General features: G+C 46.1%; 25 protein-coding genes. 4 read left to right on the top strand and 21 right to left on the bottom strand.

Annotated elements, in window-relative coordinates:
- Positions 1–13: 13 nt before the first annotated feature.
- The 11 genes from J2Z34_RS02955 to msrA all read right to left on the bottom strand — a co-directional run bounded on the left by J2Z34_RS02955 (position 14) and on the right by msrA (position 10,550).
- Positions 14–1,054, bottom strand: coding sequence for an aldose epimerase family protein (locus J2Z34_RS02955; protein ID WP_209458365.1), 1,041 nt, complete (start codon positions 1,052–1,054; stop codon positions 14–16).
- The gene (locus J2Z34_RS02950) at positions 1,041–2,552 is read right to left on the bottom strand and encodes a UDP-glucose--hexose-1-phosphate uridylyltransferase (RefSeq protein WP_245250487.1); all 1,512 of its coding nucleotides are present in this window, start codon (positions 2,550–2,552) and stop codon (positions 1,041–1,043) included. Before J2Z34_RS02950 ends, J2Z34_RS02955 begins: the two co-directional genes overlap by 14 nt.
- Positions 2,553–2,569: 17 nt before the next feature.
- Complete coding sequence (gene galE, locus J2Z34_RS02945) at positions 2,570–3,559, bottom strand: UDP-glucose 4-epimerase GalE (RefSeq protein ID WP_209458364.1); 990 nt, start codon at positions 3,557–3,559, stop codon at positions 2,570–2,572.
- A 118-nt stretch (positions 3,560–3,677) separates the two neighbouring features.
- Positions 3,678–4,838, bottom strand: coding sequence for a galactokinase (locus J2Z34_RS02940; RefSeq protein WP_425348035.1), 1,161 nt, complete (start codon positions 4,836–4,838; stop codon positions 3,678–3,680).
- Positions 4,839–4,855: 17 nt separating this feature from the next.
- A complete protein-coding gene (locus J2Z34_RS02935) occupies positions 4,856–5,845 on the bottom strand; it encodes a LacI family DNA-binding transcriptional regulator (RefSeq protein WP_209458362.1) in 990 nt (329 codons plus the stop codon).
- 28 nt (positions 5,846–5,873) lie between these two features.
- Entirely contained in the window at positions 5,874–6,899 is a 1,026-nt protein-coding gene (gene mglC / locus J2Z34_RS02930) for a galactose/methyl galactoside ABC transporter permease MglC (protein WP_209458361.1), read from the bottom strand.
- Between the two features lie 9 nt (positions 6,900–6,908).
- Positions 6,909–8,441, bottom strand: coding sequence for a galactose/methyl galactoside ABC transporter ATP-binding protein MglA (gene mglA, locus J2Z34_RS02925; protein ID WP_209458360.1), 1,533 nt, complete (start codon positions 8,439–8,441; stop codon positions 6,909–6,911).
- A 62-nt stretch (positions 8,442–8,503) separates the two neighbouring features.
- Positions 8,504–9,535 carry a galactose/glucose ABC transporter substrate-binding protein MglB gene (mglB, locus tag J2Z34_RS02920; protein ID WP_209458359.1) on the bottom strand — a complete coding sequence of 344 codons (1,032 nt, stop codon included), beginning with the start codon at positions 9,533–9,535 and terminating at the stop codon, positions 8,504–8,506.
- Between the two features lie 180 nt (positions 9,536–9,715).
- The gene (locus tag J2Z34_RS02915; RefSeq protein ID WP_342453084.1) at positions 9,716–9,931 is read right to left on the bottom strand and encodes a TrmH family RNA methyltransferase; all 216 of its coding nucleotides are present in this window, start codon (positions 9,929–9,931) and stop codon (positions 9,716–9,718) included.
- Positions 9,928–10,071 carry a hypothetical protein gene (locus J2Z34_RS02910; protein WP_209458357.1) on the bottom strand — a complete coding sequence of 48 codons (144 nt, stop codon included), beginning with the start codon at positions 10,069–10,071 and terminating at the stop codon, positions 9,928–9,930. The genes J2Z34_RS02915 and J2Z34_RS02910 overlap by 4 nt, the downstream gene beginning before the upstream one ends.
- Positions 10,071–10,550, bottom strand: coding sequence for a peptide-methionine (S)-S-oxide reductase MsrA (gene msrA / locus J2Z34_RS02905; RefSeq protein ID WP_209458356.1), 480 nt, complete (start codon positions 10,548–10,550; stop codon positions 10,071–10,073). The genes J2Z34_RS02910 and msrA overlap by 1 nt, the downstream gene beginning before the upstream one ends.
- A gap of 322 nt (positions 10,551–10,872) precedes the next feature.
- On the opposite strand from msrA, the gene J2Z34_RS17710 reads away from it, so the two are divergent.
- Positions 10,873–11,004, top strand: coding sequence for a hypothetical protein (locus tag J2Z34_RS17710; protein ID WP_280922292.1), 132 nt, complete (start codon positions 10,873–10,875; stop codon positions 11,002–11,004).
- A 562-nt stretch (positions 11,005–11,566) separates the two neighbouring features.
- Here the strand turns inward: J2Z34_RS17710 and J2Z34_RS02900 are convergent.
- Entirely contained in the window at positions 11,567–11,914 is a 348-nt protein-coding gene (locus J2Z34_RS02900; protein WP_209458355.1) for a hypothetical protein, read from the bottom strand.
- 25 nt (positions 11,915–11,939) lie between these two features.
- Between J2Z34_RS02900 and J2Z34_RS02895 the strand changes: the two genes are divergently transcribed.
- A complete protein-coding gene (locus tag J2Z34_RS02895) occupies positions 11,940–12,305 on the top strand; it encodes a CAP domain-containing protein (protein WP_209458354.1) in 366 nt (121 codons plus the stop codon).
- A 72-nt stretch (positions 12,306–12,377) separates the two neighbouring features.
- Here J2Z34_RS02895 and J2Z34_RS02890 read toward each other — a convergent pair whose 3' ends face one another.
- The 8 genes from J2Z34_RS02890 to gcvT all read right to left on the bottom strand — a co-directional run bounded on the left by J2Z34_RS02890 (position 12,378) and on the right by gcvT (position 20,927).
- Complete coding sequence (locus J2Z34_RS02890) at positions 12,378–13,826, bottom strand: tryptophanase (RefSeq protein ID WP_209458353.1); 1,449 nt, start codon at positions 13,824–13,826, stop codon at positions 12,378–12,380.
- A 137-nt stretch (positions 13,827–13,963) separates the two neighbouring features.
- Positions 13,964–14,206, bottom strand: coding sequence for a hypothetical protein (locus tag J2Z34_RS17945; RefSeq protein WP_425348034.1), 243 nt, complete (start codon positions 14,204–14,206; stop codon positions 13,964–13,966).
- 71 nt (positions 14,207–14,277) lie between these two features.
- Positions 14,278–15,252 carry a lipoate--protein ligase gene (lplA, locus tag J2Z34_RS02885; protein WP_209458352.1) on the bottom strand — a complete coding sequence of 325 codons (975 nt, stop codon included), beginning with the start codon at positions 15,250–15,252 and terminating at the stop codon, positions 14,278–14,280.
- Positions 15,252–16,655 (bottom strand): dihydrolipoyl dehydrogenase, encoded by a 1,404-nt coding sequence (lpdA, locus tag J2Z34_RS02880; protein WP_245250486.1) that lies wholly within the window; start codon positions 16,653–16,655, stop codon positions 15,252–15,254. The genes lplA and lpdA overlap by 1 nt, the downstream gene beginning before the upstream one ends.
- Positions 16,637–18,094, bottom strand: coding sequence for an aminomethyl-transferring glycine dehydrogenase subunit GcvPB (gcvPB, locus tag J2Z34_RS02875; protein ID WP_209458351.1), 1,458 nt, complete (start codon positions 18,092–18,094; stop codon positions 16,637–16,639). Before gcvPB ends, lpdA begins: the two co-directional genes overlap by 19 nt.
- Positions 18,095–19,435 carry an aminomethyl-transferring glycine dehydrogenase subunit GcvPA gene (gcvPA, locus tag J2Z34_RS02870; RefSeq protein ID WP_280922291.1) on the bottom strand — a complete coding sequence of 447 codons (1,341 nt, stop codon included), beginning with the start codon at positions 19,433–19,435 and terminating at the stop codon, positions 18,095–18,097.
- A gap of 2 nt (positions 19,436–19,437) precedes the next feature.
- On the bottom strand, positions 19,438–19,824 hold the full coding sequence (gene gcvH, locus J2Z34_RS02865; RefSeq protein ID WP_209458349.1) for a glycine cleavage system protein GcvH: 387 nt from the start codon (positions 19,822–19,824) through the stop codon (positions 19,438–19,440).
- A gap of 17 nt (positions 19,825–19,841) precedes the next feature.
- Entirely contained in the window at positions 19,842–20,927 is a 1,086-nt protein-coding gene (gene gcvT, locus J2Z34_RS02860) for a glycine cleavage system aminomethyltransferase GcvT (RefSeq protein ID WP_209458348.1), read from the bottom strand.
- 387 nt (positions 20,928–21,314) lie between these two features.
- On the opposite strand from gcvT, the gene J2Z34_RS02855 reads away from it, so the two are divergent.
- Both J2Z34_RS02855 and J2Z34_RS02850 read left to right on the top strand, forming a co-directional pair.
- On the top strand, positions 21,315–22,997 hold the full coding sequence (locus tag J2Z34_RS02855) for a 2-oxoacid:acceptor oxidoreductase subunit alpha (RefSeq protein ID WP_209458347.1): 1,683 nt from the start codon (positions 21,315–21,317) through the stop codon (positions 22,995–22,997).
- Entirely contained in the window at positions 22,994–23,845 is an 852-nt protein-coding gene (locus J2Z34_RS02850; protein ID WP_209458346.1) for a thiamine pyrophosphate-dependent enzyme, read from the top strand. Before J2Z34_RS02855 ends, J2Z34_RS02850 begins: the two co-directional genes overlap by 4 nt.
- Positions 23,846–23,963: 118 nt before the next feature.
- On the opposite strand, the gene J2Z34_RS02845 is transcribed toward J2Z34_RS02850, so the two are convergent.
- Positions 23,964–25,130, bottom strand: coding sequence for an MFS transporter (locus tag J2Z34_RS02845; RefSeq protein ID WP_209458345.1), 1,167 nt, complete (start codon positions 25,128–25,130; stop codon positions 23,964–23,966).
- Positions 25,131–25,195 lie beyond the last annotated feature (65 nt).

Genomic DNA, 25,195 nt, shown 5'->3' with positions numbered 1-25,195 from the left:
CCCTTTCCCATTTCTACAGGATTCCGAATCTATATTCCGTATTGCTTCTGAATGTTTCTCCCTGTTTCAGGATCGAGTCCTCCAGAAATATCCCGTCCTTTCCAATTGGAAGCCTCTGCACTTCAAGCGCTGCGGAAACCCTCTCAGGCAAAGTAAAGCCTCCCGCAATGACCTGACCCTGAGCATAATTCTGCGAATACAAGACCAGTGCCCTGTTGTCAGTCGAGATTTCCATGAACCTTCCTGTTTCCCTGTCCCAAAGTCTTGCCTTCACTCCGGTTCCTTCTTTAAGTACGAACGGATGGTCATATCCTTTCCCAATGAACAGCTGACTGTCTTCATCTGCAATATCCCTGCCGATTTCTTTCATCGAGTTGAAATCAAATGGCGTACCCTTTGTTTCAATCAGTTTTCCAGTCGGTGCCGATGTATCATCAAGCTCCGCGTAATGGTCAGAAGCTATCATCAACAAATGATTTTCAATGCTCCGTGAAAAGTCGCCGCTCAGGTTGAAATACGAATGGTTTGTCAAGTTAACAATCGTATCACTGTCTGAAACCGCCTTATAGCTTATTTTGAATACGTTTTCTTCAGAGAGTGAATAAGATACCGCAATCTGAAGATTACCGGGGTACCCTTCCTCCAAATGAGGCGAGGTACGTCTAAAAACCATCGCGGCCATACTTTCAGATGTGTTGACGGAAAAACTGTATCGCTTCTTGTCGAAGCCCTCTCTCCCGCCCTGCCCGGAATTGGTCCCATAATTTAGTGCGAGATTGAATGTCTCTCCAGATAATGTGAACGTGCCGTCTTTGATCCTGCCTGACGTCCTTCCGATCAGTGCACCAAAGTAGGCAGGATTAGACAGGTAGTCATCTGGATTCTCATATGAAAGCACTACGTTTTTGAAGTTTCCATGGCGGTCAGGAGCATATATTCCGGTGATTATGCACCCGAAATCCAGGGCGGTGACTTTCATCCCCGCTCTGTTCTCAAGTGTTATTTCATGAACCTCTGTACCCTCAAGGTCAAGCTTCCTGCTATAAGCCTTCATACATTGCCTCACAGCATCTTCTGAAAGCTTCCCTTCCATCATTGTCTCCCTTGAAGACTCCGGCATCCTTCAGGACGCTAAGGAATACTTTCCCGATTTCTTCATATATAATATTGTCGGCATTTTCCTTGTTTATTGCATACTCTTCCATAAGCTTCAGTGCGAAATGTCCATGCTTCTCAAGCTCATCGTCCCTGAATAATCCTTCGATGTCGTTTGCAAGGATATGGTCCCTGACCAAGGCCATTTCTTTCTTAAGCCTCGCTGGCAGAACTGCAAGTCCCATTGCCTCAATAAGACCTATATTCTCCCTCTTGATATGATGATGACTTTCTGCAGAATGGAAGATTCCGAATGGATGGTCATCATCTGTCCTGTTGTTCCTAAGGACTATATCCACCTCGTACAAGCCGTTCCTGAACCTCGTGATCGGAGTTACCGTATTATGGCTTTCGCTGTTGGTATGCGATATTACTCCTACTGATTCATCACTGTAATGTTTCCACCTTGAAAGTATTATACCGGAAACCTCTACAAGTTCCTCGATACTCCTGCCCTTAAGCCTTATTACGCTCATGGGCCAGAAAAGCGTGCAGGCTTCAACATCGTGATCCTTGAGCATTACGCAATTCTGCTCTTCTGCCCTCGCCATGGGAAACTCATAGTTCCCTCCCTGGAAATGGTCATGCGTAAGTATCGAGCCTCCTACAATCGGCAGGTCAGCATTGGAACCGATGAAATAATGAGGGAACATCCGGTTGAAATCAAGCAGTCTCCTGAACGTTTTCTCTGTAACCCTCATGGGCTCGTGCTCCGCCTTCAGAACAATGCAGTGCTCATTGTAATAAACGTAAGGAGAATACTGCATGAACCAGTCTTCATCTGCAAGCCTCAATGACACCATCCTGTGGCTTCCCCTGGCAGGGTGGTTAAGCCTTCCGGAATATCCTTCATTTTCCTTGCATATCAGGCACTTCGGATAGAATGAATCCTTAATCAGTTTGGCTTTGGCAATTGCCCTGGGGTCTTTTTCCGGTTTGGAAAGATTTATGGTCATGTCTATAGGCCCATATTCAGTATCTAAGCTCCACCTGATGTCCTTCTCTACCCTCTTCACCCTTATATAGTTTGAGTTCCTCGCGAAATCGTAATAAGAGAGAGTAGCGCTTTCGGGTGAAGTCTCATACCTTTTCCAGAATTCCCGCTCGAATTCCGAAGGGGTCTTTACAAATGCCGCCATTACCCTTGTATCGAAAAGGTCGAGCAAATCTATGCTGTCGTTTTCCACTCTTCCGGACTCGACTGCCCATTCACGAATGTCATCAAGTATCGCTTCAACATCATTGCATCCGTCATGATACTCCGGCATATCCTCGTATCCGTCCTCACCGCATGCTTCAAGGGCTCTGTTGATCGAGTAGATCCGGTCCCTTTCGTCAGTTATTCCTTTTTCTACGCAATAATCTGCAAGCCTTGTGATTTCTCTGAAAATGTTCAAAATACCATCCCGCCTTTTCAGTTCTCAAATCCATTTGTATGGGTCTTGTGGAAATCCCATGCTGATGCGATTATTCCCACGATATCGGTATGCTTCGGCTCCCATCCAAGGATTTTCTTTGCCTTTTCTGACGACGCGACAAGCACAGCAGGGTCCCCTGCTCTCCTTGTTGCAATCTCTCTCCTGATCGACTTTCCAGCAGCCTTCTCAGCAGCATCAATTATCTCATTTACCGAGAAACCTTTCCCGTTGCCGAGATTGAAGACGTTGCTTTCGTTCCCTCCCCTGAGATACTCCACAGCCTTAATATGGGCATCCGCAAGGTCATCCACGTGTATATAGTCTCTTATGCAGGTGCCGTCTTCAGTCGGATAATCATCTCCATATACCATGATCCTGTCACGTTTTCCAAGTGGCACCTGGAGAACCAGCGGTATTAGGTGCGTCTCAGGCGAATGATCTTCACCGATCACTCCTCCATCTGCAGCACCCGCCACATTGAAATATCTGAGAGCGACAAATTTAAGGCCATGCGCCTTGTCAGTCCACTTCATCATCTTTTCCATTGCCAGCTTTGTCTCGCCGTATGTGTTCGTCGGTTCAGTTGCGTCTTCTTCCCTGATTGGAACACTCTTTGGTTCTCCGTATACCGCCGCTGTCGAAGAGAAGACAATCTTTCCCACCTTCATGTCTGTCATTGCCTTCAGGAGCACCATTGTGCCATATACGTTGTTTTCATAGTACTTCAATGGATCTGTCATGCTTTCGCCGACCAGGGAATTGGCTGCAAAATGTATGACTTCAGTTATATCATGCTCTTTAAGAACCTCTGACATGAACTCATAATCTCTTATATCCCCTACGATGAGCTTTGCTTCCTTATGTACTGCAGCCCTGTGTCCTGTCTGAAGATTATCAACTACGACAACCTTCTCTCCTCTTGATACCAATTCCCGGACACAGTGCGAGCCGATATAGCCAGCTCCCCCGCATACTAATACTGCCATATTATCCTCCTTGTATTGTCCATATTCCACATCCAATTATATCAATTAATAGCACCCGGCGCCACATATTGAACGTGCCCACCCGCTGAAGCGGATGGGCACAAATCGTCAGGCTATTTCAGCAAAGTCTTCTGGCACCTTCACCTATGCTGACCACATAGAAATCTGCCTTGTATCCCACTGCTTCCTGGTATTCCTTTGAAACCTTTTCGATGAAATTTTCTATGCTTTCATTTTTCACTATGCTCACAGTGCAGCCCCCGAATCCTGCTCCAGTCATCCTGGACCCGATGACCCCAGCCACCTTTGAGGCCAGTTCTACAAGAGTATCGAGTTCAAATCCCGTAACCTCATAATCATCCCTTAATGAAGCATGGGACTCATACATCAGCTTTCCGAACTCTTCCATGTCGTTTCTCTCAAGGGCATCTGCGGCTATCACTGTCCTCTCATTCTCAAGGACTGCATGTCTCGCACGTCTTCTAAGAACACCATCCGGTATAAGGTCGATGTTCCTGTCCAGTTCCTCACCAGTCAGCTCTCCAAGGCTTTTAATAGAAAGCTTCTTCTGCAGATATGCAAGGGCTTCCTCGCATTCGGCACGCCTCTGATTGTACTTGGAGTCAGATAAACCCCTCCGCTTGTTAGTGTTCGCGATTATTATCGCAGAGTCCTTGAGGTCTACCTTTTCGTAACTGAACTCCAGCGTTTCGGTATCAAGCAGCATCGCATGCCCTTCCCGACCCATCCCGACAGCGAATTGGTCCATGATTCCGCAATTTACGCCTATGAACTCATTCTCAGCCTTCTGCGACATCTTTACCATCTCTATCATCTGTACTCCAAGTTTATTGATGTCATTCAGCACTACAGCTGTAAGCACTTCTATTGATGCAGAGGAAGAGAGACCGGCACCGTTTGGAATGTCGCCACGAACAAACATGTCGAATCCCTGTGTGATTTCAATTCCTGACTTATTGAACGAGTAAATCACGCCTTTTGGATAATTTGCCCATCCATGTGATTCGATGAAGGCAATGTCCTTGAGCTGGAACTCAATTATCCCATCTTCAGGAAAGTTTTCAGAGTACATCCTTACAGTTGAATCGCCCCTTAATGCCACAGCGCCGTAAGTGCCTATGGTCAATGCGCACGGAAACACATGCCCGCCGTTGTAGTCTGTATGCTCACCTATGAGGTTAACTCTACCCGGAGAAAAATATACACCCTCCGGATCATATCCGAATATTTCTTTAAATCGACTTATTGACTGGTCCACAGAACACCTCCATGGCATCAAGAATTATCACTTACGCTATCTCTTTCCATCAGTTTGACCGGTATTACTACCTTCTTTCTGAATTCCCTGCTGCTTCCAATACTTTCCAGAAGAAGGTCCACAGCTGCATGTCCAAGATAATCCTGGTAGACCCTTACAGTAGTAAGTGAGGGTACCATGTATTTGGATCCGGGCAAATCATTGAACCCGATAATGCTTATATCCCTGGGAATCACAAGGCCAGCTTCTGAGATGGCTTTGTAGGCACCAAGAGCCATGCTGTCGTTTCCGAGAAAGAATGCAGTCGGCCGCTCTGGTTTTTCCAATGCTTCCTTCATCAGCCTGTAACCGCCTTTAAGGGAAAAATCCCCAAAATAGCAGTCTGACTCAAGATATATATCATTCATGAGCATGAATTCCTTATAAAACTTGAACCTCAGGTCAGATACTTCATCCCTGTCAGGGAAGAATTCCCTTCCACCGATGTATCCTATCCTTCTGTGTCCCCTTTCATATAAATATCCGAGGGCCAGGTCCATAGCTTCCTTGAAGTCAATAACCACAGAATCACACCTGTTGTCTGTTGAGAAGTCAGTGAATACAATCTCATCGTTCAGCTTCATCAGATTGTCTATATCGCTTCTGCCGTATTTGCCTATGGCAAGTATACCGTCGAGTTTTCTCGCAGTATCCTCATCACAGTCGAAATCAATTCTGACGACCTCTACGCCGAGATCATGGCATCTTTTTTCCGCAGCAAGCCGTATATAAAGATAGTAAGGGTCTCCAAGCTCTTTTTCAGAGTCGTACCAATTCAGTATCCCTATCTTCTGACCGCTTTTGCTTTTTCTGTCCCTGACCGTCACATAGTCGAATTCCTCTGCTATTTCAAGTATGCGGCGCTTGGTCTTGGCCGTTACCTTAAGACTTTCATCGAAATTCAGCACCCTTGAGACCGTCGAAATCGACACTCCGGCTTTCTCTGCAATGTCCTTGATCGTTGCCACTTTCACACCTTCTTCTGTTTAGACAGCATCAGTTCTTCCTGATATATTTCCTTATATCGATTGCCACTGCCGTAATTATGATCAGTCCTTTGATAATATACTGAAGATACGTCGAGACACCCATGAATGTCAAGCCATAATTGATAACTGTGAATATCAGTACGCCGGTCAGTATGCCTGGTACGGTTCCGATACCACCAGATGTGGATACTCCTCCGACTACGCAGGCTGCTATGGCATCAAGCTCATACATGTTAGCAGTGTTGTTGGTTGCAGAACCAACTCTGCCTGCCTCAAGGAAACCACCGAATCCATACAGGATACCTGCGAGAATGTACACCAATATGACATACTTTCTTACATTTACACCTGATACTGTAGCTGCTTCCGGATTTCCGCCGATTGCATACATGTTCTTGCCGAAACGTGTCTTGTTCCAGAGTATATAAATGAAGACAATAACTACCAGGGCATAAACAACAAGATAAGGAATCTCGAAGTTCGTACCGGCAAAGAATTTACCCACAACGAAATCTGTGAACTTCTGGTCAAAGCCTCCAATGGGCTGTGCACCATACGGTGGCCTGTCGAAGTATATTGATGTTATTCCATAAACAACGATTTGCATACCGAGTGTTGCAATGAACGCTGGCACCTTGAATACAGATACTGCAACGCCATTTATTCCACTTAGGAGCGATGTTGCAAGGATTGCTATCAAAACAGGAACTATTATCGGCAGTTCCTGCAGATTGGGATACATCCTGTATGCATAGCTCGTAGCCTGCAGCATGGATCCTGTCAGGACAGCTGCTAGTCCTACCTGCCTTCCTGCAGAGAGGTCAGTCCCCTGAATTATCAGTATGCCACCGACACCGAGTGCGATAATCATCCTAATGGCCGACTGAGAGAGAATGTTCCTGAAATTCCTGATATGCAGGAAATTCGGTTCCCTGATTATTATCACAAGAATAAGCAGAAGCAGCACTATGTATATGGCGTGGTCTACGAGCCACTGTGGGTTAGCATATTTTTTTAATTTGAACTTTTCCATATAGACCTCCTATAGATACATTGCGGAGAGGCGCATGATCTCCTCCTGGTCCGTCTCTTTAGTATCGACGATACCCGCCAATCGTCCATTGCTCATGACAAGTATCCTGTCAGTGACTCCGATGAGCTCAGGCATTTCCGAAGAAACCATTATGATTGCCTTGCCTTCGGCTGCAAGACTGTTCATCAGCTGATAGATTTCGAATTTTGCACCTACATCGATTCCTCGAGTGGGTTCGTCAAGAAGCAGTATGTCTGGCTTTGTCAGGAGCCATCGACCTATAATCACCTTTTGCTGATTTCCTCCGGAGAGTGAACCAATCTGGGTTTTCTGCCCTGGGGTCTTAACGCTCATAGAGTCAATTACCCACTGGGTGTCCTTTTCCATGGACTTTGAGTCCAGGATAATACCTCTGACATAGCTTCCAAGGTTAGCAACTACAGAATTGAAGTTCACGCTGAGCTTATCGAATATTCCGGTTGCTCTTCTCTCCTCTGTAACCATGGCAAAGCCATTGGCCATTGCCGCTGCGGGACTTGTATTAAGGCATTTCTTCCCCTTAAGGATTATCTCACCCTTGCTGACCTTTCTGATTCCGAACAGGGATTCGAGTATATCAGTCCTTTTCGCACCGACCAGACCTGCTACACCGAGAACCTCACCTTCCCTAAGGTCAAATGTTATGTCCCTGATGGATGGTTGATACAGCGAGGTCAGACCTGATACTTCAAGTATCCTGCCGCCAGGCTTATGGCTTCTCTCAGGAAATCTATGGGACAGATCCCTTCCAACCATCATTTTGATTATGCCATCGATCGTCAGTGTCTTTGCATCTTCTGTAGAAATCCACTTACCGTCTCTCATTATAGTAACATCATCGGAGATTTTAAGGATTTCCTCCATCTTATGCGAAATGTATATTATCGCAACATTCTTTTTCCTCAACCTGTCGATTATCCTGAACAGATGGTCAACTTCCTTCTCAGTCAGAGAGGAAGTAGGCTCGTCCATGACAATTACCCTGGACTCATATGAGACAGCTTTTGCTATCTCTACCATCTGCTTCTGGGAAACAGAAAGTGTATTGACCTTTCTTCTCGGATCCAGGTCGATGTCGAGGTCCTCGAATATCCTCTTCGTGTCCTCATACATCTTGGACTCTTCGATGAATCCACCTTTAGATGGATATCGGCCGAGCCAGATGTTGTCCATTATGCTCCTGTGAGGTACCTGGTTAAGTTCCTGATGGACCATGGATACTCCATGGTCAAGGGCCTGCTTCGAGTTCTGGAATTCGACCTTGCTTCCGCTGAGATAAACTTCACCGCTGTCCTTCTTGTACATACCGAAAAGGCATTTCATCAGAGTCGATTTCCCCGCTCCGTTTTCACCCATGAGCGAATGCACCGTCCCCGGCCTAACCCTGAATGTGACCCCGTCAAGGGCCTTGACTCCGGGAAACTCTTTTGTTATCCCAATCATCTCAAGTATATAGCGGTCACCGTTATTATCGGCTATTGTGTTTTCCGATGCGCCTGTCATCACGGCACCTCCTTATTAAAATGCATGAGACACTTTCGTGTCTCATGCCTGGTTGAAATCAGTTATTTGTAGGATTCCTCTGCGAAAGCTATGTTGTCAATAGTAACCGCAACATAAGGTACCCTGACTGCCTTGTTGGAATCAAGCTTCCAGCTTGTTCCTGTGAGGACGTCTTTTCCAAGAGCTGCATTGAGTGCAAGGTCAAACGTCGCCTTGGCCTGGTTCTTCGCATCGTTAAGCACTGTTCCGACAAGCTTGCCTTCCTTGATCTTTACAAGGGCTTCAGGAATAGCATCTACTCCTACTACTGGCATGAACTTGTTGTCTTTGAAATATCCTTCGCCTTCAAGTGCAGTTATCGCTCCAAGAGCCATACCGTCATTGTTTGCTATTACGAACTCTATCTTGTCGCCATAGGCAGCAATCCATGTCTGCATCTTCTCAGAAGCCTTGGCTCCATCCCACATTGCTGTATCCATCGCAAGTTCTTCAACTTCGATTCCGGCTTCCTTGACAGTCTGTATTACATATGTTGTTCTTGCTTCTGCATCAGGATGTCCTGGTTCGCCCTTAAGGAGAACATACTGTATTTTCCCGTCTCCATTGAGGTCCCACTTAGCCTTGTTCTTCTTCCATGCGTCAGCTACTACCTGTCCCTGCATGATTCCCGACTCCTTGGACTCAGTTCCTACATACCATGTCTTGTCATAGCTTGCAAGCGCTGCAGCCTCAGGCTCCTTATTGAAGAATATAACGGGAAGCTTAGCCTCCTTGGCTTTAGCGATTATCGTAGGAGCAGCCTTCGGATCAACAAGGTTAATTGCAAGCGCCTTAACACCCTTCGATATGAATGTATCAACCTGCTCGCCCTGCTTCGCCTGGTCATTCGCGGAGTCAACCAGCTCAAGTGTAGCCTTACCTGTAGCCGCAGATTCAAGTCCTCTTCTTACATATGACATGAAATTGTCATCGAATTTGTAGATTGTTGCTCCAATCGTTGGAAGCTCCGTCTTTGCAGGTTCCTTTGAACCGCAGGCTGTGAAGGAGATGGCTGCGACAGCGAGTACTGCAGCTGCAATGAGTTTTTTCTTCATGAATATACCCCCAATATATCTTTTTGTCTCCATCTGATGAACTTCATCAAACGTTTACACCTTGATTGTATTGTTTAAAGAAAACGATGTCAACAGCTTTAGTAAATTTTTACTAAATTTTTTACTAAAGTTTACTTCGAATATCAAAGCATTAAAAAAAGGGTCCTTAAGACCCTTTTGCTATCTCTTCATGCAGCCTTTGTTTGACAGCGATGCCTCATAAAGTACTATTGTTGCCGCCACCCCGACGTTTAGAGAATCCAGTTCACCCATCTTCGGAATCATTATTCCTTCTTGCCGCAGATTGTAGTACCCTTTAGATACTCCATACTTCTTGGAACCCATAACTATGGCAAGCCTTTCCGGATTAGGTCTTGTATTGCTGTTTAGGCTTATATCATTTCTATTACAGGAGTTTTTCTCCCCACCGCCTTAATACGTCCATCATACCTTGATAGTATTACTGATATCTTCTCCTCATTGTTCAGAGTTCCAATATCCTTGAATTCCATTGCATTTACCTTTTCCAGCCGCATCAGTCCGTATTCAGGTCTATATGACAGTATCCGCGCGGATTTTTCTTAAGGTAATCCTGATGATATTCCTCAGCATCATAAAAGTTCTTTAGCGGCAATACCTCAGTTACGATTGACTTCTTGTAATTTGTCCTCTTCAAGTCAATGAATGCGGTAATTACAGGAATGTCAGCTTCATCCAGGTAATAGATGCCTGTCCTGTACTGAGTCCCTATGTCATTACCCTGCCTGTTCAATATGGTAGGGTCAATTACCTTGAAGAACTTCTCAAGTATTTCAGTCAGGGAGATTAACGACTCATCATACTGTACCAGTACGGTCTCAGCATGTCCGGTCCTTCCGGTACAAACCTCATTGTACGTTGGGTTTTCCTTTATCCCGTTTGCATATCCCGCTTTTGTGGATTTCACACCCTTCTTCCTTGAAAAATATTCATCGACACCCCAGAAGCATCCGCCTGCAAGTGCTATTTCCTTCAATTTAACCACTCCTTCCTTTATTACAATTGTACCAAATGTATTGAGCAAGTGCCATGGATCCAAAAAGCAAGATATCCTTCATCAGTTTCTATGCACACTTCACAAGAAAAATGCTTCCAACTTTCATAATCATAATTTCCACCTCTATATATCTCACTTTCAGCAATATCCGCAATAAAAAGAGCTCTTTCACTATGCAAACTATTATTATGTTATTTTTTTCGCAATTAGACATATTTCCTTCACGAAATTCATACATATGAATCTTGACTTGCATTTATAGAACTGAGATAATTAAGCCATAAGAAAACGGAGGTGCGAAATGAATATAATAAAAGAACTGTTCGTTGCTATAGCAAACGCTTTTGCCGAGGACGAAAAGATGCCTTCGGAGTTTAGGAATCTTGAACAAAAACCAATCATCACTCCATCGGAATATTATAACGCAAACTGATAGCACAAAAAGCTGCGAAACGGATTACCGTATTCGCAGCTTTTTTTATTGAAAAATTTTTCAACATAATACCACCCTATCGGTCTAAAATTTCACAATTCTTTCAAATTTAATTTTAATGACCATTAAATTACTCGAATACAAAATATATATGAACCATAAGGGTTTTCTTCATTCGACAATAATTTTCGATTAACAATAAGTTCACACCAATAGCTCATAAATTTTTTATTTATAATTTAAATTTAATGATATTCAAAGAATGTGCATTAATAAATGTTTTCTGGTAGTATTAATTTACCGAAAAAGTGATACTACGTTAAATCAGGTGCACTCACTTGCTTCCATCGGTGTTGGATATAATTAGATTTAATAAACAGGGGATTCTGAAAATGAAAAAATATAAGATAATATCGGCAGTTCTTCTAATGTCGCTACTGGTTTCATCATGTGCAATCGCAGAAAAAAAAGTACCACCCACATCTGATGGCGATGTGAAGGTCTATGGTCAGGAAACCAAAGAAGAAACAAATTCCGAGCTCAAGAGGCTTCCTTTTGTCCATTACTCAAAGGAAGACAAGGATATGGTACGCCTTCTTGAGAGAGTGAAAGCAATACCAGTTGAAGCTCCCGCACCAGTTGAGGTTCTTGCAGCTGAAGCTCCAGCTGCTGAGCCAGTCGTCAAGGTTGCCACAGCAGCACCAAGTACCCCTGTGACAACAACAGTAAAGAAAAAGACGACTTCACCAGCTCCAGCTCCGGCTCCGGCTCCAGCTCCAGCTCCAGCTCCAACTCCGGCACCGGCTCCAGCTCCGGCACCGGCTCCAGCTCCAGCTCCAGCTCCGGCTCCGGCTCCAGCTCCGGCTCCGGCACCGGCTCCAGCTCCAGCTCCGGCTCCGGCTCCAGCCACACCGTCCTACTCATTTTTAAATGAGATGGCTCAAGAGGTCGTAAGGCTGACAAATATCGAGAGATCTAAGGCAGGACTTCCTGACCTTGTACTGGATTCTTCATTGTCATCTTCAGCAAGAAGCCATTCAGCCTATATGTTCGAGAACAATGTGTTCGAGCATACAAAGGTCTATAATGTCGCTGAGAACATCTATAAAAAAGCATCTACAACTGCGCCAACAGCCGCTACCATTGTTGCAGCCTGGATGGCATCAGCAGGACATAAGGCGAACATACTCAATCCTGAGTACAAGAAGATCGGTGTAGGAATAGTAAAAGGCATGCTTTACAGCACAAATCTCGGCAAAGAGATGCCAACATATTTTGCAACCCAGCATTTCACCAGATAAGACATTTGAATGGCCTTCAGCATTTTTGCTGAAGGCCATTTGTTATTTCTTCGTAATTTCTTCTATTCCTGATCAGAGACTGTCTCCGAAATCCTTCCTGAACTTTTCCGCCAGCCTTTCCTGCCAGTCACCCTTCTCCTGAAGCCTTCCAAAGAAAAACCTGAGGATTGCAGGTTCTTCTGTGAATTCAAGACCACCTATCATCTCTCGGTTCTCATACAGCCAGGTTATCCTGTCTACGGCATACATCACCTGTGAAAGGGTAAATACCCTTCTCGGCAAAGCAAGCCTTACAAGCTCCATGTCAGCATGCTTCTCATTGCCATCAGCATCCCTGTCCTCAGACACAGTACCTCTTTCCATACCTCTGATTCCGCCTGCAATGAACAGAGCTGACGCCAGAGCTCCTGCCGGGTACTCAGACTGAGGGATGTGGTTCACAAATTCCATTGCGTTGATATGGCATCCCAGACCGCCGCCAGGGGTAATGACAGGTACTCCCCTTTTCTTGAGCTCATTCACCATGAACTGGATGAAATCCGGTCCCTGACAGATCATGTCCTCATCCATGGTCTCTTCAAGACCTACTGTCAATGCCTCCATTTCCCTGACTGACATTCCACCGTATGTAAGGAAGCCCTCATAAAGAGTCACAAGCCCCTTCATCCTGTTGAACAGCTCCTTGTCCCTTGTAAGGATAGCTCCGCCTCGTGCGCAGCCAAGCTTTCTTGCCGAGAAGTATATTATGTCACAGAGCGAAGCCATCTTCGCTGTTATCTCCCTTATGCTTGAATCCTTGTAGGCTTCCTCCCTCTTCTTTATGAAGTACAGGTTGTCCGCCAAAAGGCTTGCATCCAGTACCAGGCTTATTCCATTTTCCTTGCATATCGAGCTTACCCCTTCAAGGTTTTCAAGTGAAAACGGCTGACCTCCGATCAGGTTAGTTCCAGCTTCCATCCTTACGAAAGCCACATTCCCTTTCCCGACCTTTTGAATGCTCTTCTTAAGCCTGTCCAGGTCCATATTGCCTTTGAAAGGCTCCTCGCTTGTTGTCTCAAGCCCCTTGTCTGCAATCAGCTCAAGTACGGTACCCCCGTTAAGGTTTATATGGGCCCTGGTGGTAGTGAAGTGGTAGTTCATGGGAACGAATGTCCCTTTCTTGACCATCGCCTGGGATATTATGTTCTCGCATGCCCTTCCCTGATGGGCTGGAAGGAACATGTCCATCCCGAAAATGTCCTTCAGTACTTTAGACAGTCTTGTGAATGTCTCGCTTCCCGCATAGCTGTCATCTGCCACCATCATCGCGGCCTGCTGCCTGTCGCTCATTGCATTCACTCCGCTGTCTGTAAGCATGTCCATGAATACATCCCTGTTCTGAAGTAGGAACGTATTGCTTCCCGCCTCCTGTATTGCTTTGAGCCTTTCTTCAACCGGCAGCAGGTTCAATTTTTGGACTATCTTTACCTTGTGCATTTCCAGCGGCATCTGTTCCATGGTCTTGAATCTTACGTTTGACAATTAAAATCCCTCCGTTTATATCTTTTTGTTTCCATGCCATCTATACATATGTTTTTTAAATAATAACCGTCATCCATATTATTCCCCCCACTTTACCAGTCCATTTCTGGACAATAAAAAACACCCTTTGACATATGTCAAAGGGCGAATCCAATCGCGTTACCACCTTTTTCGTCCATGCCTCGCAGCATAAACCTCATCAGGTACGGTGCATGGCACGATACCCTGGCGCTATAACGGGCGCAATCCGTCTTCAGCCTACTTGAAAGCCTTTCGGTGAGATGCTCATGGGATGTATTCAATTGCGGTCTTTGCTTGCGCTTCTCATCACCCAGCAGCTTTCTGTAAGCTATTCCCGCACCTACTTCTTCCCGGTCCATGCATTTATTTAATTATACTCCCATGATACGTCATGTCAATATGATTTATTGCATAAGTTGTTCTATTATTATCATATAAGCAGATTAATCAAGTCATTTTTTGACACATTGACAATGAATTCTTCAAACCCTACATTGTCAAGAACACCTGCGATATCCTCTTCCCTGTGCCTTGTACCCTTCAAGGCATCTTCAAGCAGCGAAATGTCCTTAACGCCGAAAAAGTCTCCATAAAGCCTAATTTCGCTGATGTATCCGTCCTTCGCTTCAAGTGTTGCCTCCACAGTGCCTCCTGCAAACTTCATCTCCCTGGTCTGGGAATATTTTGGACTCATTCCATAATTCCAATCCCAGGTCGAGTACTTTTCATCCCTTAGCTTCATGATCTCAGAAATCTCATCTTCGGTATATGACTCAATTGCCTTTCCCGAATCCTCCATAATGTGTCTGAAGATCCTGTCGCGAAATTCCAGAACAGTCATCCTTTCAGGCATGTGGTCGCTGATGTTGGTGATCCTTGAAGCAACTGACTTAACAGCCTTGTCCGAAAACTTTATGTCCCTTGGCTTGAGAGCACCGCTTATATCAGCCTTGACAGAAGAGAACAGAAGAGTCCCGTGGTGCATGACCCTGTCTTTGTGCTTGCACTGGGCGTTGCCAGAAAATTTCATTCCGTCTATCAGCATGTCATTTCTACCCGAAAACTCGGAATGAACGCCCATCTGCTCAAGTGCTTCCATAATCGGCTTGGCGAAGCCCTTGAAGTCATTGAAGCTGTCTCCACCGTTGACTATGAAGGTGTAGTTCAGGTTGCCCAGGTCATGGAAAACAGCTCCTCCGCCTGTCTGGCGTCTGACTACCCTAATACCCCTTTCCTTCACGAAATCAGTATTTATCTCAGAAAGAGTGTTCTGGTTCTTACCTACAATGATTGCATTGTCATTCCGCCATAGGCTGAACACTTCCAGGTCCGTATGCTTGAGAAGGTACTCCTCAGCTGCCAGATTAAAATAGGGGTCTGTGCTTTCATTTAAGATATATCTCATCATGTCCTCCTCTTCTGTGGCATCAGGTGTACTGCATCTCCTGCCAGTCCCAATACAGCTTCGTGGAACGCCTCTGACAGCGTAGGGTGAGCATGTATGATCCTCCTTGCGTCCTCCACTCCCTGACCATTTTCCATCATCAAAACTGCCTCATGTATCAGGTCCGAAGCGTGAGGCCCCAGGATGTGAACTCCCAGCAGCCTGCCATCCTTTTCTCCCAATACCTTTATAACACCCTCTCCATGTCCCATGGCGAGGGCCTTGCCGTTGGCCCCAAATTGGAACTTTGATACTTGATATTCGATTCCTGATGCCTTCAGCTGATCTTCGGTTTCGCCTGCCTGAGCTATTTCCGGAAACATGAATACGCAAGATGGGATAATCCTTCCGATTCTCGCTTCATTTCCCGAAATAAGCTCTGAAACATACTCGGCCTGCGCTGATGCTGCGTGCGCAAGCAGCACCTTTCCATTGACATCTCCTATAGCATAGACTCCCTTCACAGAAGTCTCAAAATTTTCATCAGTAATGATGCCTTTTCTGTCATATGCTATTCCTGCCTCTTCAAGCCCCATTCCTTCAAGATTTGGTCTTCTGCCTACTGAAAGGAGCACCTTGTCCGCACTCCTTGTTTCCTCACCTTTTTTTGTTGAATATGACACATTTAGCCTGCCATCGACTCTGCCGATACATGTTACTGCTGCTCCTGTCACAATTTCTATGCCGCTCTTTTTAAGGACTGGTGAAAGCCTTCTGACTATCTCACTATCAACCATCGGCAGTATAGAAGGCATCGCCTCGAGGACAGTGACTTTAGATCCGAATGCGTTCATTATGCCTGCCAGCTCCATGCCAATAACTCCACCGCCAATTATGACAAGTTCCCGGGGTATTTCCTCAAAGCCAAGCAGTTCATCGCTTGTTACGACACCTTCCTGCTCTGCGCCCTTAATTGGGGGCACAACCGGAGTCGAGCCTGTGGCGATGATCAGATTATCGTACTTAAATTCCTCGTTTAGCACCAGGACCCTTCCATCAAGGATCCTTGCCTCGCCTTCAACTACCCTTACACCATTCGCTTTAAGAAGCTGCGTCACGCCTGATACAAGGCTGCCTACGACTTCCGCCTTCCGTTCCTGGATCCTTAATGAGTCGATCACAATCGGCCCATCAATCCGGATTCCGAAGCTGTCCAGGCTCCTTGCGGCATGCAAAGCTTCTGCACTTCCATATAGCGCCTTGGTAGGTATGCAGCCTCTGTTAAGGCATGTACCTCCAAGCTTGTCCTTCTCTATGAGAACGACCTCGTTTCCAAGTCTTGAAAGACGGATGGCGGATACATATCCGCCTGATCCGCCACCTATGATTACTATTTTCTTTCCCATTATTCTTCTCTTTTCCATTTGAGCTTTGGACTTCTAGCTGCCTTTACCTCATCAAGCCTTCTAACAGGCGAGATGTGCGGTGCACTATGCAGAAGCTCAGGCTCTTCCCTTGCTTCCCTTGCTATGTTCTTCATCGCTGCTATGAACTCGTCCATGGTCTCCATGCTTTCCGTCTCCGTAGGCTCAACCATAATCGCGCTGTCCACTATCAGAGGGAAATAAATCGTGGGTGGATGGAATCCATAATCGATGAGTCTCTTCGCTATTTCAAGGGTAGTTACACCGGTATCCTTGTCCTTTATTCCCGCGAACACGACCTCATGCATGCAGGTTTCGTCTATAGCTACCTTGTAGTCATCCTTAAGCCTTTCCTTGATGTAGTTTGCATTTAGTACGGCACTGGTAGATGCCTCCTTCAGTCCGTCAGACCCCATGCTGAGTATGTAGGAGTATGCTCTCAGCACCACACCAAAGTTGCCGAAAAAGTTCTTGATCCTTCCTATAGTCTGGTCAATCCCATAATCAAGATAGTAGTTGTCATTCTTTGATGACACTACAGGTACAGGCAGATGGCATGCCAGATGAGCCTTTACTCCCACCGGCCCTGAACCAGGACCGCCGCCGCCATGCGGGGTAGAGAAGGTCTTGTGGAGGTTCAGGTGCAGGACATCGAATCCCATGTCCCCAGGCCTTGCAATCCCCATTATCGCATTCATGTTCGCTCCGTCATAATAAAGGAGCCCTCCAGCTGCGTGGACAAGATCAGCAAGTTCCATTATATTTTTCTCAAAAAGACCAAGTGTGCTTGGATTTGTAAGCATCAGCCCGGCGGTTTCGTCGTCAAGTACCGCTTTCAAAGCTTCAATGCTTACCGATCCATCCTTCATCGAAGGAATCTCCACTGCTTCAAATCCTGCTACGGTTACTGATGCCGGATTAGTCCCGTGGGCAGAATCCGGAACTATTATCTTCCTTCTCTTCGAATCGTTCCTCACCTCATGATACTTCTTTATTATCATGAGTCCGGTAAGCTCGCCATGAGCTCCTGCTGCAGGCTGCAGAGTGAAAGCATCCATACCTGTGATTTCCTTCAATGCTTCTTGTGTCCTGAACATGACCTCAAGGGCACCCTGAACTGTAGACTCCTCCTGAAGAGGATGAAGTCTGGCGAATTTAGGATTTGCAGCCATGTCCTCATTTATCTTGGGATTATACTTCATTGTGCACGATCCCAGCGGATAGAAACCTGAATCTATCGAGTAGTTCTTCTTTGAAAGCAGCGTATAGTGCCTTACCAGGTCAAGCTCGCTGACCTCTGGGAATTCGAGCTCATCCTTCCTTACATATCCTTCGGGGAGGTACTCGGATACATCGAGGTCATCCACATCCAGCGGAGGAAGAGAATATGCTTTTCTTCCCTTCTTTGAAAGCTCGAATATCATCTTTTCGTATGCCATCTACTCCACCTCCAGTATCTCGACAAGTCTGTCGATCTCAGCTTTTGTCCTGTTCTCAGTGACTGCGATGAGCATCACGTTTCCATGGGATGCATCTGGCCCTGAAATATCAAGTCCGCCGAGAATACCGTTATCCAGCAGCTTCCTGTTCAAGTCCTCAATGCTTCTGTCTGATACCAGTGCAAATTCACTGAAGAACGGCTTGTCATGGAGCAGTCTGAATTTTCCGGTCTCTATCAGCCTTCTGTATGCATAATGCGCCTTCTTGAAGGACTGGTCCGCAACCTCACGGATACCTTCTTTGCCCATTGCTGCCATGTATACCGCAGCTGTAATGGAATTAAGCGTCTGGTCAGAGCATATGTTTGATGTGGCCTTTTCACGTCTGATATGCTGTTCTCTTGCCTGCAGAGTAAGCACAAAAGCCCTTTTCCCATCCACATCAGTGGTCTCGCCGACGATCCTTCCCGGCAGCTTTCGCATGACCTTTTCAGTTGCGGTCATGAAACCAAGTACAGGTCCCCCGAAATTCATGTTTTGACCAAGTCCCTGGGCTTCACCTACGACAATGTCAGCCTTCAGTTCACCCGGGCTGGTGAGTATCCCCAAAGATACCGGATCAGTGCTTACGATGAGCAGTGATTTGTTTCCATGCACCGCTTCCTCACTTCCCCTGATATCCTCGATTATCCCGTAAAAATTTGGGTACTGTACTATAAGACCTGCAATATTGCCATCAAGCTTCATTTTCAGGTCGTCACTGTCTGTTTCCCCGTCTTTCTCCGCAACAAATTCAAGGTCCACATTCCTGAACTTCAGATAGCTTGAAAGTACCTCCCTGACCATTGGATTTACGGTCATGGAAACCAGCACCTTGGGTCTTCTTGTGTGAACTGAAGCTAGAATTGCTGCCTCGGCAGCAGAAGTGGCACCGTCATACATCGATACGTTCGACACATCCATTCCTGTAAGGCTGCAGATCATCGACTGGTATTCGAATACGCTCTGGAGCGTCCCCTGGCTTATCTCAGGCTGATATGGTGTATAGGCGGTATAGAATTCGCTTCTTCCGACAATGTGCTTTACTGCTGAGGGTATGTATCTGTCATAGGACCCTGCTCCCCTGAAGCAGACAAGGTCATCGGCACTGAGGTTTTTCCCTGCCATTTTCCCTATCTCTCTTCTTACCTCGATTTCCGATTTTGACTGAGGTATATCAAGTTCCCTTCCAAGCTTCACTCTATCTGGTATAGTCCCAAACAGTTTCTCCGTGCTGTCTATCCCGATGACTTCAAGCATCTGCCTTATGTCTTCGGTAGTGTTCGGCAAATAACGGTGCATCATTAATCCTCCTTGGCGATGAATTCCTCATATGCCGCCTTGTCAAGCAGCTCCTGGAGCTCTTCCGCATCCTTCAGCTCTACTACGACAAGATGGTTCTCGTACGGTGCCGCATTGATTATGGCAGGGTCCTCGACAGAATCCATGTTGACTTCAAGTATCGTTCCACTTACAGGCATAAGAATATCTGATGCTGCCTTTACTGACTCGATTACACCAAGGTTCTCATCCTTCTCAATTTCAGATCCAACCTCCGGCAGCTCCACGTATACGATTGCTCCAAGCGCATGCTGAGCAAAATCAGTGATTCCGATGTACGCCTTCCCTTCCTCTACTCTAACCCATTCGTGGTCCTTTGAATAATAAAGTCCATTCAATACTATTGACATCTCAATCTCTCCTTTTATCATTTATTTTCTAGAAACTTCCTGCTTGTGACTACTGCCTTCGCAGCCTTGCCTCGTACTTCAATGAAAATTTCAGTGCCCAGCTTTGAATACGCTGCATCAACCAGTGCAAGTCCGATAAACTTTTCAAGCGTCGGAGACTTATAACCCGTTGTGACTGTTCCTATAGTCTTCCCATCCGCAGTTACCGGGTAGCCATGCCTTGGGATCTTCTTCTCGATCATCTCGAATCCGACAGTCTTCCTGGTTACACCCTCCACCTTTTGCCTGGATAGAACCTCCTTGCCAATGAACCTCTCCTTGTCAGTCTTTACGAAGAATCCGTAGCCGGCTTCGATTGGGCTTACTGTGTCTGACAGCTCGTTGCCATACAGCGGGAGATTCGCCTCAAACCTCAGAGTGTCCCTTGCTCCAAGTCCTATCGGCTCGACTCCCAGGCTAATTATCTTGTGATAAAGCTCCGGTGCGTCTTCATTGTCGAGGTAGATCTCAAACCCGTCTTCACCTGTGTAGCCAGTCCTTGAAACCATGCATTCTATTCCGCCTACCTGTACGTTTCGGCTAGCATGGAAGAACTTGATTGAGTTAAGGTCCTTTCCAACAATCGTCTGGAGTATCTCCTGAGCTTTCGGGCCCTGTACCGCAAGCTGAGATACATTATCCGAAATATTTTCGATGGTTACATCAAAGCCTGTGCTGTTGGTTCTTATCCACTGATGGTCCTTGTCTATGTTCGCTGCATTGACTACCAGCAGAAAATCATCAGCTGCGAACCTGTAGACCAGGATGTCGTCAACGATTCCTCCATCTTCTCTGCAAAGGAATGTATACAGGACCTGGTTGTCTGCGAGCTTCCCTGCATCGTTAGTTATCAAATAGTCAGTGAACGCCAGTGCGTCTTTGCCTTTTACTGTAATTTCCCCCATGTGTGAAACGTCAAATATTCCAGCCCCTGTTCTTACTGCCTGGTGCTCGGGAAGGATCCCCTTGAATTCGATTGGCATGTACCAGCCCGCGAAATCCACCATTTTGGCCCCATATCTGCCATATTCTTCAGAGAGCGGTGTTCTCTTCAATGTGTCCACTTCATACCTCCTTGTGTTTATCTTGCCTACACTATTATCATACCATTTATTCAAACGTATTCAACGATTCAATGTAATCAGTTTCATCCGGCCAATAAAATCTTTTCATTAATCAGATAAATGTCTTTGATGGAAGGACACATAGTATCCAATCCGGAACCATGACCGTTAAGGTCTGCTTTTCATGGGCAGATTTGCTGATTCTTATATCATAATTCAAGTTGTCACATCCACTGTTAATACACATGGCTCGCACATATCCCTACCTACATTATATTTCCTTTCCATGTGAACAAAGAGTGAAAGTTAAGAGAATCTTCTGTGAGCCCGATAAATTCTATCAGTTTATTCGATATACTATGTTCATGAAAAGAGAGGTGAAGCCAATTGAAATACAATATTCTTATAGGCGGAGCTGCAGGACAGGGAATGGAGACGTTAAGCTCCCTGTTTGCCAAGCTGCTGCAGCGAAATGGTTACCATATCTTCACACTTCAGGACTACATGTCAAGAGTTCGTGGCGGCCATAATTTTTTCCAGATACGCTTCGGAGACGAAGAGGTCAAATCTCACAGCGATGAGCTTGACGGCATCATTGCACTTAACGATGAAACACTGGAGCTACATGCGATGCGGCTAAAGTCCACCGGATTCATAATATGTGATGATGAAGTCACTTCAGATGATCCAAGAAGGCTTTCAGTCCCGGCAAAAAAGCTGGCAACAGAATCAGGAAATCCGAAGGCAGCTTCATCAGTCCAGCTTGGAGCACTTGCTGGTCTGTTTGGTCTGGATGCTCTGCATCTGGATACCATACTTACTGAAAAGTTTGATGAGAAGGTTGCAAAGGAAAATCTTGCGGCATTTGGCAAGGGGCTGGCACTGACTCAGAAGAGATTCGATATCGGTCAAGGACCACTTAAAGGCCAGATGCTGGTACATGGCAATGACTCCATTGCACTTGGCGCACTTGCGGCAGGAATGAAATTCTACAGCGCATACCCTATGACCCCATCAACATCAATAATGAGCTACCTGGTCAAAAGGGCAAGGAAAGCGAAGATTGTCGTTGAACAGGCTGAGGATGAGATAGCAGCGATCAACATGGCCATCGGTGCATCCTATGCAGGTGCAAGGGCCATGACCGGCACATCCGGAGGTGGATACTCGCTGATGGTTGAAGCTGTAGGACTTGCCGGAATAACCGAGACGCCGCTTGTCATAGCTGAAATACAAAGACCAGGCCCAGCAACAGGACTGCCAACGAGAACCGAGCAGAGTGACCTTAGGTTTGTTATCAGCTCGTCCCATGGTGAATTTCCAAAGATGGTCATAGCACTTAGAAATCCTAAGGATGCATTCTACCAGACTGCAAGGGCGTTCAACCTTGCAGACAAGTACCAGCTGCCTGTGATACTTCTCGGCGACCAGTACCTTGCAGACTGTACCAGGACTATAGAGCCTTTTGATTTAGCTTCTGTAGAAGTCGACAGGCAGCTTGCAGATCCAGACCAGTATTCAGAGGACATAACCTACAGCCGTTACAAGGTAACGGACTCAGGAATATCCCCAAGGCTTATTCCCGGACTTGTTCCCGGAACCAGCGTAAACTCCGACAGCGATGAGCATGACGAGAACGGGAACATCACAGAATCAGCCGAAGTAAGAGTCATGATGGTTGAGAAGAGGGAAAGGAAATTCCAGCTTCTTAAGGGCGAAGTTCAGGAACCTGAATACATTGGCGATGACAATCCGGATATCCTTCTGGTTGCCTGGGGAAGCCTTGACAGCCCTGTGAAGGAAGCTATGGACATTCTCCAGAGCGAGACAGGCACAAGCTATGGAGCTCTCGTTTTCGGCGACATTTGGCCTCTGCCGCAAAGGCTTCTGCTTGAAAAGGCACAAATTTCAAAGAAAGTTGTGAATGTAGAGCAGAATCATGGTGGTCAGCTGGCTTCTCTCATAATGCAGGAGACAGGTATACGAATGGACCACAGCATTCTGAGATACGACGGCAGGCCGATGTCCGGCGCTGAAATCGCATCCAGGATAAAGGAGGCATTGAAATGATCGCAAAAAAGGAATTCATAACCTTTGATACCGCATGGTGCCCTGGGTGCGGAGACTTCAGCATACTGGAAGCACTGAAGGAAGCTCTTACAGAACTCGGCCTAAGCCCGCACCAAGTACTGGTTGTAGGCGGAATAGGACAGGCTGCCAAGCTCCCTCAGTACATCAACACCAACGGGTTCGAGGGCCTGCACGGAAGAGCCCTGCCACCGGCAGCAGCCGCCAAAATAGCAAACAGCAACCTGACCGTAATAATTGATACGGGAGATGGTGATTCCTATGGAGAAGGCGGAAACCACTTCCTTCACAATATCAGAAGAAACGTAAACATGACCCATTTCGTCCATGACAATCAGATTTACGGACTTACAAAGGGTCAGGCGTCCCCTACCTCCGACCTTGGATCAATCACTGATTTCACTCCGGACGGAGTTACAAATCAGCCGCTTAACCCCATGCTTGCTGCAATAGCAATTGGATGCGGCTTCGTGGCAAGGTCCTTCTCAGGGGACAAGGAACATCTTAAAGCCATGATGAAGGAAGCCATCAACTACAATGGCTATGCCCTGCTTGACATACTGCAGCCATGCGTGAGCTTCAATAAGGTCAATACTTACCAGTGGTACAAGAAGAGAGTTTATGCCCTGGATGATTCCTACGATCCGAGCGATAAGGCAAAAGCCCTGGTCAAAGCTATGGAGTGGGGAGACAAGATTCCCATAGGCATAATCTACAGGGAGGAAAAAATGTCTTATCTTGACCATCTGCCACATCTCTCTGACATGCCGCTATACACCAGAGAAAGGGAAACCGAAGCCATAGAAGGCTTCATAAGGGAATTCATGTAAAATAATCCGGCATATCCAAATGATATGCCGGATTATTTTTATACCTTAATTAACTTAACCAACTATTTTCAACTCAACGTTTTGAACAATATTATTTGAACAATATATTTCAGCCTGCTTAAGCAGGCTGATCTTCGATGCTCCTGCTTATCCTGGCAAGGTAGATAACTACAGCACAGGATAAAAGGGATACTGCTGCAAGAACCTTGAAAAGCACGAATACCCCGGTCGATTCAATTATCTGCCCGCCCGCCATGTTACCAAGGAAGTTTCCAAAGACTGTCACTGCCCCAAACACTGTCATTGCGGTCGCCTTCATGTTGGCTGGTACTACACTGTTCAGATAATGCATCGATGACACCATGTAGAATGCAAACGAGATTCCCTGCACCAGTTGGATGACCATAACAGGTACAAAGCTGTCAAGAGTCGAGACTATGAAGAACCTTCCTGCATATATGGCTCCTGAAACAAGAAGCATCCTGAGAGGGCCATACTTTGAAATAAGCCTGTCACCGTTGAAGAAGAATGGCAGCTCCACCATGGCGATGAGGAAGCTCATTAGTCCCACATGGGACAGGTCCCCCCCTGTAGATAATATGAGCACAGGAAGATAGGAGTTGTTGCTTCCTATGGATATATTCAGGACTCCAACAGCGATAAGAAAAACAATCACTCTCCGGTCACCCAGCACTCTACCTACATCCTCGATCTTCAGAGGAGCATGTGAATCCCTTTTTACTGACCTTATCCCAGAAAGTATCACAACACCTAAAATCGACAGTGCCCCGAATACCCAGAATATCCTTGATACTCCTACACGTGACACAATCTGGCCCATGGCAAGTGCGCCTACAGCAAATCCGAAGGAACCCATCAACCTGAACCTGCCGTACTTCATTCCCGGATTATCCTCAGCAAGCTCATATACCAGTGAATCAAGCACCATGGCTGCAGGACTCTGGAAGAACACGAACATGAGCATTACTGCGAGTATTGAAGCGAAAGTGTAGGCGCCGTTGAATCCAAGGGCAGCAACAGTCGCACCAAGAAGAAGCACCATAAGAGTCTTCCTCTTACCCAGCAGCTTGTCCGAGATATATCCCCACATTGGCTGAACTGCTACGCCTGTTATGGAATAAACAGATAGTATGATTCCTATCCTTCCGAAATCAAGCCCCTTGCCTTGAAGGTAAACCGCGATAAATGGCAAGAATGCCGCAAGCGATGCAAAATAAATGATATAAAATAATTTCAGCCTGTTCTCAAGCTTTCCATGTTCCATAACCTACCGCCTTTTCTACTTATCTCTACCCTTATATTATATCCCTTAAACCGTTTTCGGCTCTC

The sequence above is a fragment of the Youngiibacter multivorans genome (assembly GCF_017873395.1).
In the GTDB taxonomy this organism is placed as follows: domain Bacteria; phylum Bacillota; class Clostridia; order Clostridiales; family Clostridiaceae; genus Youngiibacter; species Youngiibacter multivorans.
This window is presented reverse-complemented; position numbering and strand designations above follow the sequence as displayed.